The organism is Streptomyces sp. NBC_00271, assembly GCF_036178845.1.
Lineage (GTDB): Bacteria > Actinomycetota > Actinomycetes > Streptomycetales > Streptomycetaceae > Streptomyces.
On record NZ_CP108070.1, the window covers coordinates 8,681,948 to 8,694,388 of the forward strand.

Sequence of the window (12,441 nt, forward strand, 5' to 3'; positions counted from 1 at the left end):
TGTCCGGTGCGCTCTAGGCTCCCGGCATGGTCAGCGACGAGCACAAACGCGTACTCGATCCCGAGCGGGACGCCGGGGCCCTGAAGGCCCTCACGCACCCTCTGCGTATCCGGCTGCTCGGGATGTTGCGACAGGACGGTCCGGCCACCGCGAGTGAACTCGCGGTCAGGACGGGGGAGTCGTCCGCGTCCACCAGCTATCACCTGCGGGTTCTGGCGAAGTACGCGTTCGTCGCCGAGGCCGCGCACCGGGACGGGCGGGAGCGCCGCTGGCAGGCGGTGCACTCCGTGACCTCCTGGAGCAACAAGGCCATGGAGGACTCTCCGGCCAGTCGCGACTTCGTGAGCCTGTCGCGCAGGCGCCAGATCGAGCACCTGGAGGCGTCGCTCGTACGGTACGAGGCGGATGTCGCCGAAGGGCGGTTGGGCCAGGAGTGGGTCGAGCCGTCCGGGATCACCGACCTGATGCCCCGTCTGACTCCCGAATCGCTCTCCGAACTCTGGGAGATGATCGACCGGAAGCTGGAGGAACTGGCCGCGCGCGACGCGCAGGATCCGCGGGCCGAGCGGGTCGTGTTCGTCGCCGCGGGGCTGCCGCTGGCGACGCGCGGGCCGGACGCGGAGCCGGGAAGAGACGAGCCGGGAAGAGACGAGCCGGGAGGAGAGGAGCCGGGTACGGCGGGGTCGGGGACCGAGGGTGGTTCCGGGTCATGACCACGTCGCCGGACTTACACACCGCCCGCCGCCGTTACGTCACGGCCTGCGCTCTCTTCTGGCTGCCCGCGGGGCTGACCATCGCTCCCCTCATCCTGCTCTTCACCGAGCGGGGCATGACCATGGCCGCCATCGCGGGCTTCTTCGCCGCCCACTCCCTCACCGCCGCCGCGCTCGAACTCCCCACCGGAGGACTCTCCGACGTACTCGGCCGCCGCGCCGTCCTGGCCGCCGCCGGGCTGCTGAACCTGACCGCCCTGACCCTCCAGGCCCTGGGCACCACCGCCTGGGTCCTCACCCTCGGCATGGTCCTCATGGGCACGGCCCGCGCCCTGTCCAGCGGCCCCGCCGAAGCCTGGTACGTCGACACCGTCCACGCCCACGCCGGCCCCGACGCCGACCTCCGTACGGGACTCGCCCGCGGCGGCTCCGCGACCTCCGCCGCGCTCGCCATCGGCACGCTCCTCGGCGGCGCCCTGCCCTGGCTCCTCGGACTCGGCCCCGACCTCGGGGCCCGACTGGACGCGGCGACCTCCGGGCTCGTACTGCCCCTCTCCGTCCCGCTGCTCCTCGGCGCGGTGGTGGAGGTCGTCTTCGTGCTGTACGTCCTGACCGCCCTGCGCGAGCCGCCTCGCGCGAAGACCACCCTCCGCGACGTCCTCCACGGCATCCCGGCCACCGTCGTGGGCGGACTGCGGCTGGGCGCACGGGACGCGCTCGTCCGGCGCGTGTTCCTCAGCGCCGGGGCCACCGGCTGCGCCCTGGCCGCGCTCGAACTCCTCACCCCCGGCCGCGCCGCCGCCCTCACCGGCGCCACGGAGTCCGGCGCCGTCCTCTACGCCGTCATCGCCTGCCTCGGCTTCGTCAGTTCCGGCGTCGGCAGCCACCTCGCTCCGCTCACGGCCCGGCTCGCGGGCAGCGGCGAGCGCGCGGTCCTGGTGAGCCTCGGCGCCGGGGCGAGCGGGCTGCTTCTGCTCGGCGCCACGGCGGTGTCCACGGCGCCGTTCGCCATGGTCCTCGCCGCCGGCGGTTACGCCCTCGTCTACCTCGGCATCGGCGCGGCGGCGCCCAGCGAGAACGAGCTCCTGCACCGCCGTGTCCCCAGCGCCGGGCGCGCCACGGCGTTGTCCGTCCAGTCCCTGGCCCTCCAACTCGTGGGGGCGCTCAGTGGTCTGGTCGTCGGGGTGCTTCCGGCAGGGCCGCTGCCGTGGCTACTTGGGGGTGCCGTGCTGCTGGCGGGCGCCGTGCTGTGGATTCAGCGGGACCGGTCCACGCCCTCGCGCGAGGCGAACTCCACGAACGCGGTCCAGGTGGTGGGGGAGAGGGCGAGTTGAGGGCCGGGGGTGTGCTTGGAGTCGCGGATGTGGATGGTGGTGGGGCAGGTGGCGACCTCGACGCAATCGCCCTGACTGCCGCTGCTGTAGGTCGACTTGCGCCAGGAGAGGGCTACTTCGACGCAGTCGTCGCCTTGGGAGCCGCTGTAGGTGCTCTTGAACCAGGCGAGTTCGGTTGTGGTGGTGCTCATAGCGCTCCTCGCATCTCCCGGAGCAGGCTCGCGGAATCTTCGGGCGTGAGAGCCTGTGAGCGCATCTTGGCATACCGCTGCTGGATCAAGCTGATGTGTTTCCGGTCGGAGATGAGAACCCCGGTCTGCTGGCCCTCCGAGTAGGCGAACCACTCGTTCTCAGGGGTCTCCAACAGCTGTACAGGACCGTCGAGACCTGCGTGCGTATTCTGCTGGCGGGGCATCAGCTGCAACTCGACATTCCAGTGGCTGTTGTTGACCTCCAGTAGGTGGTCAATCAGCTCCCGCGTGACGTCGTCCCCGCCAGTGCGGCGATCCAGCACAGCCTGCTCGATGATGAAGCTGAACGCAGTCGGGGGCTCGCTGCGCGCGCTGAGTAACTCCTGACGGGCCAGCCGCGCGGCCACACGTTGCTCGACCTGTTCCTCGGTGGGCAGCGGCGGCACGCTCCAGATCACCGCCCGGGCGTACGTATCGGTCTGCAACAGGCCCGGAACGACGCGGCATTCGTACGTGTGCAGAGTGACCGCCTGCTCCTCCAGCTCCGCCCACTCGCGGAACCAGGAAGCCAAACCCGGCTGCCGCGTAGCGTACTTCGCTGCCGCCCGCAGCACACCGAACGCATCCAACACCTCCTCCGCCCGCTCCACATACGCCCGCGGCGGCAGTCGTCTCCCCTGTTCGATCGACGCCACCGTGGACGGCTGGTACCCCACGAGGGGAGCGAACTCCTCCTGCGTCAGCCCCGCCCGCTTGCGGCAGGCCTTGTGGACCAGGCCGAACGTCTTCAGACTGTCCGACGGTTCGGGCTCGTTCGTGGTGCTGTTGGTCATGACGGGTATGGTCACGGAAAGTGACTCGTACTGTCCATAGCGTGAACTCCTACAGAACCCGGCGTACGAGTGGCGTCGCTGGTCGACGCCCGTGATCCCCGGGACCGTTGGGCCATGCAAGGAGACATCCGGGCCCAAGAACCGGTCACCGTACGTACGTTCACGCAGCTCTTCAGCTGCACGCCGCGAGGCGCCCGGCTCGCGCGGCGGCTGGTCGCGAACCGGATGGACGTGTGGGGATTCGCGTACGACAGTGCGGCGAACGAAGACGTGAGCCTGGTCGTGGCCGAGCTGGCCGCGAACGCCGTACGGCACGGGAGCGTGCGCGGGCGCAGCTTCCGCGTACGGCTGGTGCTGCGCGAAGGCGTCGTACGCGTGGAGGTCGCCGACGGGCGCACCGAGCGGCTGCCGGTGCTGCGGGAGCCGGACGGCGAAGGCGGGCGCGGGCTGGTGATCGTCGCGGCGCTGGCCGAGCGGTGGGGTGTGGAGCCCCGGATCGGGATGGCGTACAAGGTGGTGTGGGCGGAGCTACTGGCGGGCCTGGGTGGGTAGTTGAGGTGGGAGTGGTGAGTCGACTCGTCCCCATCGCCCGCCGATCACGCGCCCGCCGTCCGGCGTTCACGTTCCGCACCGAATCTCCTCGTGGCGCGCTGTCGCACTCGCGGCGCACGACTCAGGAGGCAGGCATGGGGCACGGGCATCACCACCACGGTCACCAGCACGACCACAGTCACGGTCACGACCACGGTCACGGCCAGGAGAGTGAGTCGCTTCCCGCCGCGTTCGACGCCTCCGTGCCCGACGAGGCCCTGACCCCCGAGCAGCAGTCGCGCCGCTCGCTGCTGCGCCGCGCGGGGCTGCTCGGCGCGGGACTCGCTGCCGGTGGCGTCCTCGCGCAGGGGGCGGCGGCACCGGCGTACGCCTCCAGCGCCACGAGCGGTCGCAGACGGAACGGGTTCCTCTGGCTGTCCGGTGACCACCACATCCACACCCAGTACAGCAGCGACGGCAAGTACCGCGTCGGCGACCAGGTCCGGCAGGGCGCCCGGCACGGTCTGGACTGGATGGTCATCACCGACCACGGCAGCGAGACGCACGCCAAGATCGGTGTGGACAAGGTCAACCCGGACATCAAGGAGGCCCGGGAGGAGTACGAGGACACGCTCGTCTTCCAGGGGCTGGAGTGGAACATACCCGGCGCCGAGCACGGCACCGTGTTCGTTCACCCCGGCAACAACGAGGTCAGCGTCCTCAAGGCGTTCGAGACGTCCTACGACGGCAGCGTGACGGGGACCAGCGGGTCCTCGCCCGCCAACGAGGCGCTCGCCGTCGCGGGCCTCAACTTCCTCGCGGAGCAGGTGCAGCGGCGCAAGGTCAAGGACGCGCTGATGCTCGCCAACCACCCGGCGCGGCGCGGTGTCGACTCGCCGCACGAGATCCGCGACTGGCGCGACGCGACCGGCTCGGGCCGTCAGATCGCCGTCGGCTTCGAGGGCGCGCCGGGCCACCAGGCGGCGGGCATCGCCACGCCGCTGGGCATGGGGCGCGCCCGGGGCATCTACGACAACAACCCGAGTGCCGACTCCTTCGCCGGCTACCCGCTGGAGAGCTACCGCACCTGGGGCGGCTTCGACTGGATGACCGCCACGGTCGGCGGCCTGTGGGACAGCCTCCTCGCCGAGGGCAAGCCTTGGTGGATCACCGCCAACTCCGACTCCCATCAGGTGTACACGGACACCGCCGTCCGCGGCGGCCCGGACAGTGACTTCACCGCCAACGGCAGGCACACCGACCCGGTCTACGGCGGCAAGATCGACGTCACCCAGGGCGACTACTGGCCCGGCCAGTACAGCCGTACCCACGTCGGTGCCGACGGCTTCTCGTACGCCGCCGTCATGGACGGGATCCGCGCCGGGCGCGTGTGGGTCGACCACGGGCAGCTCATCAGCGGACTCGACGCGCGGGTGGCGGGTGGCAGCCGCTGGGCGACCCTCGGCGGCGCGCTGCACGTCAAGAAGGGGCAGAAGGTCACGCTGACGGTCGACATCGCGCTCGCCGACGGACCCAACTGGGCAGGTTTCGTACCGAAGTTGGCCCGCGTGGACGTCATCCAGGGCGATGTCACGGGCGCCGTCGCGGACAAGGACACCTTCACCGCGCCGACCGCGAAGGTCGTCCGGTCGTACGAGGTGAACAAGTCCACGGGCGTGGTGCGTCTGTCGTACTCCCTCGGGGCGGTCGACCGCCCGGTGTACGTCCGGCTGCGCGGCACCGACGGCAACCGTTCCTCCACCGGCCTGATGGGCGCGGCGGTCGACCCGGCGGGCCCGGCCGTGGACGTCGTCGGCGACGCGGACCCGTGGAAGGACCTGTGGTTCTACTCCAACCCGGTGTGGATCCTGCCGTCGTGACCGAACGGTACGTGGTCGGGGTCGACACCGGTCTGTCCGGAAACCTGCGGGCGGCGGACCACCTCCTCCTCGACCTCGCCGCCGAACTCGGCCTGGACGACGGGGTGGTGGGCTGCACGCACCATGTGCGGGAGGGGCGGCGGCACACCGCGCTGTCCTTCTCCGCACCCTCGGAGCGGGCGGCCCGCGCGGCCTGGCGGGCGCTCACGGAACGGGAGTTCGGCGCCGCTCTGGGCGCAGAGCGACACGGTCCGGACGAGCTGGCCGCCGGTGCCGCGCACGCCGCCGCGGAGCACCTCGCGCGCACCGGGGGCCGTGCCGTCCGGTACGCCGGGGCCGACGCCCTCACCGGCACGGTGACCGTCGCCCGGCTGCTGGCCGTCTCCGCGATCGAGCGCATCGTCGTCCTCGGGACGCCCGACGGCCCCGACCCGAACCAGCGGATCGTCACCCGCGATCACGTACGACCGGAGTGGCGCGAAGGACGACTGACCCTGGCCGCGATGCCGGCCGCGGGCGGAACCCTGGTCCCGTTCGAGGTCCCGGACCCGACCCCGTGCTGCGCGGACCACTGACCCGACGCTCATCGGGGTCTGACATCAGCACTGCCCTGCGTTCGGTTTCGCCAACGAAAAGAGATGCTGTGCCGGGCGTCGCGAGCGTCAAAGGACTTCAACCTGTGATCATGGAGCGTTCATTAAGAGTGATCGACGAGTAGTTCCAGGTCGCGGCGGCCGATGTGCTGCCGCCGCGGGGCGCTCGCGGGAACGCGCTGTAGGTGATGTGGTGAACTGGTTGACCTCGCTGCCGGCGGTGGTGCTGGTTGTGGGCGGGCTCCTCCTTGCCTTACTGGTCGCGGCCGTGGCGCGGGTCGGCGTCCGGGCGCTCGTACCGGTCGAGGAACGGGATCGGGTGCCGCAGATCGCCACGCCCCTGATGCCGACACTCGGCGCTGCCTTCGCGATCTTTGCGGCACTCACACTGGCCAGCGAGGCCGGCTACCTGCGCGCGGCCGAGGGGTTGGTGAGCGACGAGGCGGCCGCGGCCTCCCGCCTGGCATGGGCGGCGACAAGTCCGCGAGTCCAGTCGGAGCCGATCCATGCGGCACTGCTGGACTACTTGCAGACCACGCGTGCCAGGGAGTGGGAGGCTGCAGCAGCGGCGTCCGGTGACGACCCTGCCACCGCTCACGCGATCGCACGACTGGAGCGGAGTGTGCGCGCCGAGGCGGCCCGGCCCGAGGTGGGAACCCCGACAGGCACGGAGCTGGTGGTTTCCATGGACGGTGTCACCAGTAGTCGTCGCGCCCGCGTTGCCGCCGCCTCGCGCGACGTTCCCGCGCTCTATGTCGTCACGCTCGTGGTCAGCGGACTGGCCTTGATCGTGAACTCCGGCGCACTGGTCTTCCGCAGCAGCCCGCGAACGTCGCTGCTGATCGTAGGTGTTGCAAGTGTGGTCGGGCTGAGCCTGGCGCTGCTCTTCGCACTCAGCGCGCCCTGGAGCGGACCGTTCATCGTCAGTGGGCATCCACTCGACGCCATCATCGGGGACCTGAAGTCCGGCTTCTTCGACGGCGGGCCGTAGGCGGCGGGCGCGACCAGTACGCCGACAACCGATCACCGGCGGCCACCTAATCGATCAACGCCCTGCCCTGCTGTCGACGGTGGTCGCCATTGAGCGCCCTTTGGTGATGTCAGGAGCCGGGGCGCTCCTGACGTGCGCCCGCATCGCGATGCGTAGGGCTTCGAGTTCGGTTCGAGGGAACGGACGGCCCCACTGAGCCTCGTAAGTCTCCTCACCGAGCTCGTGAGTGATCTGGTCGAAGGCGCGGACGGCCGAGCGGGCCAGTGCCGCGATCGTGTGGCGACCTGACCAGAGAACAGTTCCCGAGCTGTCCGGTGCCCGGTCGTCCTCAGCCACGACGAGACCGATGTCGACCTCAGATCCGTCCCGATGGAAGAACCATCGGTAGACCTGAGGCTCCCCCTCCAGCTCAGCGAGCGTCTCTCCGTCACCCAGCACGAGCCTGGCAACCGCGTACAGGAACTGCTCAGGCCCGTCGGTGACGTACGAAGCGATGATCTCCGCCTCGCCTTGATCGTCAGCCACCTTGACGAAAGCCCAGCCGTGACTCCCCAGAGTCCACGTGATCGCGAGAGACCTCATTGCACCCCCTGTGAAGGTTCACCCTACTTCCGGCCGGCGGATCGCCCTTGGGCTGGCGGTCGCCGCCCCTGCAACAACGCCCGCTTTAGGAGAGAGGGTGACGCGTCCTACCGGTGACCTGCGGCTTCCGTGGCCGAGCTAGTGGGCATGTCGACGCCCGGCAGTCGCCTTTGTTGACCGCGGCTGACCCCTGCATCTGGCACGGATGTGGCACGCGACTATCCGCGTCGTGCACCTTCTGATCCGTAGCTCTACAGAGATCAGCCGTTGAGGGTCACGCAGGTCGCACTTCAGCCATACGAAGACGCGGCTGGTCGGATTCGGTCGTTGGGGTTGCTGTATTTCGCTGCTGCACTGATTGGGTGCCCTCAGCAGCCGTGCTGGGGGCACCCGTATGCCCGGATCAGATGGCGTCGATCCGCCAGGCGATCACGCCGGTCGACCCCTTGGCGCCGTCGACATCAATGCGTACCGGCTTGTGCACGGTGATCCGCTGCTGGACCACCGACTGATCGCACGGCACCTTGGTCTCTGTGCCGGTGCTCGCCGGTGTGAATGTCAACTGCGCGCTGCCGTTGCCGACGCACACCAGGTTGAGCCTGTATGTCCTGCCCTCGTTCAGGCTCGGCTCGGTGTGGATGCCGTCGATCACCCGCTCCGCGCCGGCCTCGACCATCTTCCCGCTGTGGACGGCGGTCAGGGCCGCTTGAGCCTGCTCAGTGAGTTTCTTCTGGGACGGCTCTGTTGCCGTCTGCGACCCACTCGCAGCAGGCGGCGAGTGATCTTTGGAGGCTTTGCCGTCATCGCTGCCGGATGTGCACGAGGAGAGCAGGACTACTGACGCTGCCACAGCGCATCCGGTGAGCCATGCCCGCGGGCTCGAAAAGGTCATGACGAGGTTTCCCAGTACTTCCAGCCAGTCTCGGATGTGGGCAGCGTCGCCGACCCGTGAGCGATCTCGACGCCACCACAGCTACTGCCACCGGCGGAACGGTACCGCTTCCAGTTCAGCTTGTACCCCCACGAGCCGTACTGCAGGTGTCCGTACTTGTTCCGGCTGATGTCATGGGAGTAGTTGTGGCCGATGGCGACAGAGACACTGGCACCGATTTTGATGCTGATGGTGGTCTTGGCCTTCGCGAGGATTGCCCCGGCCGACCACTCCCCGCTGGCTGAAAATTCGGCAGAAATGGTGCCGGTTTTGGTGACGGACACGGACATGGTGCCGCCCGGACCGTCCTTGTACTTGGTGCCGTTCCACCAAGAAGGAACGTGGTATGCCTTCTTCGACGTGATGGTGTACCACGTGGAAGGCTGGTCACACATGGACGGCGCCTTCTCAGAGAGTGGCTGACCGGTGGCGTCCTCCCAGACCTGTCTGTCGTTGATGTCCGCCGTTTGGTCAGCGGATATCGCGCTGTTGTCGCCTGTCGGCAATTCATCAGCGGAAGCAGTACCCACAGTCACGAAGCAGAGAAGCAGAGCAGTAGCAGCGCCGGTCGCAGCGCGCCGTGAACCGATGCCCATGTGACACCTTTCCGGTGGACCGCCCCCGTGGCGATCGAGCACTTGGACACTACGGGCAGGGCATGTACTGGACAATCAATGATCAATGTTCTGAGGAGAACTTGAGAATTCGATGTGGTGTGGTCGGGAAGTGGGGAGCCTCAAAACCAGGTCGGTGGAGCTGCTTTGGCGCGAGTGATCACGGCCCCGTAAGCTTCCGGCGCGTCGGGCAGTCTGTGGACCTGCCCGGTAAAGCACGACGTTGGGGCCGTGATCTTCGAGGCTCGCGCCAAAGTGGCTGCCTAACCCTTCAGTTGTAGTTCAGGGCGAGTTCGCGAGTCCGGTGTCTGCGATGATGCTCGTTGGCGTCGGCCTGGTGATGTCGTCGCCAGCGTGACCACCACAGTCCGTGGGCGGCCCGACCGTGCTCGGGTGGGGGCGGCGGGTGGATGAGCGTAAGGAGCTTGCGGATCTCGGCCGCGGTGTAGGGGATGAGCTGTTCGGGGCTGATGATGTCCTCGTGCTCCCCCCTTTGGGCTCCTCATCAGGCTCGTCACCGCTGTTACAGCCGGACGGGTGTAGCCCAATCAGCCCACCGAAGAACCTGTAGGCCAATCAGACGAATCACACCTCATTCCTGATAGACCCACACGTGCTGGTCAACGGCGAGAACGCCGTCTGAGGGCTGGCCGTTTGGACGACGATGCCGCACGCCTTCGCGCCCGCCCAGGCCCTGAACACGGCACGGCGCGCTGCCGAGGAGGAAGGCCAAGACCAGGTCGTCCTCGCCCAGTTCGAAGACGGCCAGTCGGTGTGGAAGTTCTACCCCGTCAGAGAGGTGCCCGAGTCGCCCAACACGAGGCCGGAACGGCCATCGGTGCCCGACCAGCAGACGCCCCCCCGTTGGGGCCACCGTCGGTCTGACTGGGCGTTTGACGCGGCTACCGTGGGTGCACGGCGTAGGTCAGGTGCGTCACCCGCGGCGACGGCTCCGAACGTACCGGCTCCAGCGCGACCCTGGACGCGTCCACGCCGTCGAACAGGCGGGTGCCGGCGCCGAAAAGCACCGGTGACAGCGTGATCGAGAACTCGTCGACCAGGCCGGCGTTCAGGTACTCCAGGATCGTCGCGCCGCCGCCGGCGATGCGGACGTCGCGATCGCCGGCGGCCTCGCGGGCCTGGTCGAGGGCGTGCTCGATGCCGTCGTCGACGAAGTGGAACGTGGTGCCGCCGGGCCGCTGCCACGGGTCACGCTTGGTGTGCGTCACGACGAAGACCGGGGCGTGGAAGGGCGCCTCCTCCGGCCATGACTGCTCGCCGAGGTCGAACATGCGCCTTCCCATGACGCTCGCGCCGGTGCGCTCGAACGTCTCCCGCGCGACGTCGTTGTCGCGGCCCTCCTCGCCGCCCTCGCCCAACTTCAGGTTCTCCCGGAAGAACCGCAGCGGGAACACCCACTGCTGCAACTCCGTCCACTGCGCCATCCAGCGCTGAACGTCCGGGTCGTTCTGCTTGTCGGGCGCGAAGAGCTCGTCTTCAACGGGCACGGACTCGGGCGCCATGAAGCCGTCCAGCGACATCGTCACGCTGAAGAACACCTTCCCGGCCATCAGCCCTCCGCCCCCCTCCGCGCGAGGTCGGTGACGTAGTCCGCCAGGCTGCTCAGGGTCTGCCGGCCCCCCTCGATCGCGTGGTACTTCTCGACCGCCTCGTCGCGCAGTTCCTTGGTGGGGAACACCGTGCGCATCACGATCCGGGTCGCCTCACCGTCAGGCGCGAAGGTCAGGACCGACTCGAAGGCGTTCGGGTCGTCGCGGGACTCACCGTGCAGCAGCTCGATCCGCTCCGGCGGGACGATCCGCAGCCAGCGGATCCACTCGGAGTAGTCGGTCCCGTCCGGCCCGTGCAGTACGAAGTCCCACTCCCCGCCCTCGCGGAACTCGAAGGACCGCGTGGTGGTGGTGAACCCCTCCGGACCCCACCACCGCGACAGGTGCCGGACCTCGGTGAACGCCTCGAACACCAGCTCCCGCGGGGCGTCGATGACCCGGGAGACCACGATCTCCCGGTCGGCCGTCGCCGGCTCCCCCCGCGCTTCTTGTCTTGCCCCTGCCATCGGTCAATCCTCCTGCCGTGTCTGCTTGAGGTCCTGCACGTAGGTGTCCAGCCGGTCGAAGCTCTCGTTCCAGAACCGCTCGAATCCGCCGGTCCACTCGTGGACCGGCCGCAGCCCGCGGGCGTCCAGGCCGTAGAGGCGCTGCTTGCCCGCCCCGCGGACCCGCACCAGCCCCACCTCCCGGAGCACCCGCAGGTGCTTGGACGCCCCCGGCTGGCTCATCCCCAGCTTCTGGGCCAGGTCGTTCACCGGCCACTCACCCGCCCGCAGCAGCGCCAGGATCTCCCGGCGCTGCGGCTCCGCTATCGCGTTGAAGACGTCCGACGTCGTCGCTGCTCGTGCCATGGCAGCCATGATATTCCCATATCGGAATACGTCAAGGCGGTTGGGAATCGGGCGAGTCCTGTCGGATGACGATTGTTGGGCCGAAGCCTGTTCTTCCGGATGCGGACGTATCCCGCGTCGAGGTCGACGTCCTCCCAGTGGAGCTCGAGCGCTTCCCCTTGCCGAAGCCCGAGCGTCAGGGCGACCACCCAGCGCGCGCTGTTGCGGAGCTTGGCCGCCTCGACAAGCAGGCTCTGCACCTCCTCGATCGTGCACGGCTCGATGTCCTCCTCTTCGAGTCGCGGAGCCTTGGCGATCTCCGCCGCGTTGGTGGGCACGTGCCCGCGTCGCACCGCCTCACTGAGAGCCGTACGGACCGTGCGGTGCACATGGTGAGCGGTGCCGGCCGCGTTGCCGGCGCTCTGCATCTTTTGGTAGAAGCGCTCCAGGTGCTCGGGCTCCAGCCGCTCAAGCCGATGGGCACCCAGGCCGGGGACCAGGTGCACGCGGACGTCTACCTCGTACTCGTCATGCGTGTTCTCGGAGACGTACGGCTTGGCGGTGTTCTCGGCCCAGTGCTCAAGCCAGCTCTGGACGGTCCAACCCTTGCCGGGCTTCCGAAGCTTCTTGTCGTCCCGGGCCCGTTCCATCTCGCGGACAGCCTTGGTCACCTCGGCCTTGGTCTCGCGTTCGATGTGGCGTCGGTCGGGCTTGCCGTCATCTTTGATGCCGAGCCACCACAGCCACCGAGCCCGACACGACGTACGTCCACCCACTGGGTCTTCGCCGGGACCGGCCTGTCCTCCGCCGAAGCCTGGCTCGCCGCATCCCTCGACCCCGCCCCCGG

The 12,441-nt window shown here is 68.8% G+C and carries 14 protein-coding genes and 1 pseudogene; 6 read left to right on the plus strand and 9 right to left on the minus strand.

The window, feature by feature from the left end; genetic code table 11:
* The first annotated feature begins 26 nt into the window (after positions 1–26).
* Both OG798_RS39235 and OG798_RS39240 read left to right on the plus strand, forming a co-directional pair.
* Positions 27–713 (plus strand): ArsR/SmtB family transcription factor, encoded by a 687-nt coding sequence (locus OG798_RS39235; RefSeq protein WP_267063094.1) that lies wholly within the window; start codon positions 27–29, stop codon positions 711–713.
* Positions 710–2,047, plus strand: coding sequence for an MFS transporter (locus tag OG798_RS39240; protein ID WP_328758518.1), 1,338 nt, complete (start codon positions 710–712; stop codon positions 2,045–2,047). Before OG798_RS39235 ends, OG798_RS39240 begins: the two co-directional genes overlap by 4 nt.
* Here the strand turns inward: OG798_RS39240 and OG798_RS39245 are convergent.
* Together OG798_RS39245 and OG798_RS39250 are read right to left on the minus strand one after the other, a co-directional pair.
* Complete coding sequence (locus tag OG798_RS39245) at positions 1,969–2,238, minus strand: DUF397 domain-containing protein (protein WP_328758519.1); 270 nt, start codon at positions 2,236–2,238, stop codon at positions 1,969–1,971. The genes OG798_RS39240 and OG798_RS39245 overlap by 79 nt on opposite strands.
* Positions 2,235–3,071, minus strand: coding sequence for a helix-turn-helix domain-containing protein (locus OG798_RS39250; protein ID WP_328758521.1), 837 nt, complete (start codon positions 3,069–3,071; stop codon positions 2,235–2,237). Before OG798_RS39250 ends, OG798_RS39245 begins: the two co-directional genes overlap by 4 nt.
* Positions 3,072–3,185: 114 nt before the next feature.
* On the opposite strand from OG798_RS39250, the gene OG798_RS39255 reads away from it, so the two are divergent.
* The 4 genes from OG798_RS39255 (at position 3,186) to OG798_RS39270 (ending at position 7,066) form a co-directional block, all read left to right on the plus strand.
* The gene (locus tag OG798_RS39255) at positions 3,186–3,623 is read left to right on the plus strand and encodes an ATP-binding protein (RefSeq protein ID WP_328758522.1); all 438 of its coding nucleotides are present in this window, start codon (positions 3,186–3,188) and stop codon (positions 3,621–3,623) included.
* 134 nt (positions 3,624–3,757) lie between these two features.
* Entirely contained in the window at positions 3,758–5,482 is a 1,725-nt protein-coding gene (locus OG798_RS39260; protein WP_328758523.1) for a PHP domain-containing protein, read from the plus strand.
* Positions 5,479–6,057 (plus strand): hypothetical protein, encoded by a 579-nt coding sequence (locus tag OG798_RS39265; RefSeq protein ID WP_328758524.1) that lies wholly within the window; start codon positions 5,479–5,481, stop codon positions 6,055–6,057. Before OG798_RS39260 ends, OG798_RS39265 begins: the two co-directional genes overlap by 4 nt.
* A 211-nt stretch (positions 6,058–6,268) precedes the next feature.
* Positions 6,269–7,066 (plus strand): bestrophin-like domain, encoded by a 798-nt coding sequence (locus OG798_RS39270; RefSeq protein WP_328758526.1) that lies wholly within the window; start codon positions 6,269–6,271, stop codon positions 7,064–7,066.
* Between the two features lie 54 nt (positions 7,067–7,120).
* Here the strand turns inward: OG798_RS39270 and OG798_RS39275 are convergent, their stop codons facing one another.
* From OG798_RS39275 to OG798_RS39305, 7 genes and pseudogenes are all read right to left on the minus strand, one after another.
* Positions 7,121–7,648 carry a hypothetical protein gene (locus OG798_RS39275; RefSeq protein ID WP_328758528.1) on the minus strand — a complete coding sequence of 176 codons (528 nt, stop codon included), beginning with the start codon at positions 7,646–7,648 and terminating at the stop codon, positions 7,121–7,123.
* Positions 7,649–8,051: 403 nt separating this feature from the next.
* Complete coding sequence (locus OG798_RS39280; protein WP_168509200.1) at positions 8,052–8,324, minus strand: hypothetical protein; 273 nt, start codon at positions 8,322–8,324, stop codon at positions 8,052–8,054.
* A gap of 212 nt (positions 8,325–8,536) precedes the next feature.
* Positions 8,537–9,175, minus strand: coding sequence for a hypothetical protein (locus tag OG798_RS39285; RefSeq protein ID WP_328758529.1), 639 nt, complete (start codon positions 9,173–9,175; stop codon positions 8,537–8,539).
* A gap of 920 nt (positions 9,176–10,095) precedes the next feature.
* Positions 10,096–10,764, minus strand: a complete 669-nt coding sequence (locus tag OG798_RS39290) for a dihydrofolate reductase family protein (RefSeq protein WP_328758530.1) — start codon at positions 10,762–10,764, stop codon at positions 10,096–10,098.
* Positions 10,764–11,270, minus strand: a complete 507-nt coding sequence (locus tag OG798_RS39295; RefSeq protein ID WP_328758531.1) for an SRPBCC family protein — start codon at positions 11,268–11,270, stop codon at positions 10,764–10,766. The genes OG798_RS39290 and OG798_RS39295 overlap by 1 nt, the downstream gene beginning before the upstream one ends.
* A gap of 3 nt (positions 11,271–11,273) precedes the next feature.
* Positions 11,274–11,615 (minus strand): ArsR/SmtB family transcription factor, encoded by a 342-nt coding sequence (locus OG798_RS39300; protein WP_328758533.1) that lies wholly within the window; start codon positions 11,613–11,615, stop codon positions 11,274–11,276.
* Between the two features lie 56 nt (positions 11,616–11,671).
* Positions 11,672–12,370 (minus strand): annotated as a pseudogene (locus OG798_RS39305) (tyrosine-type recombinase/integrase); the annotation flags it as partial.
* Between the last annotated feature and the right edge of the window lie 71 nt (positions 12,371–12,441).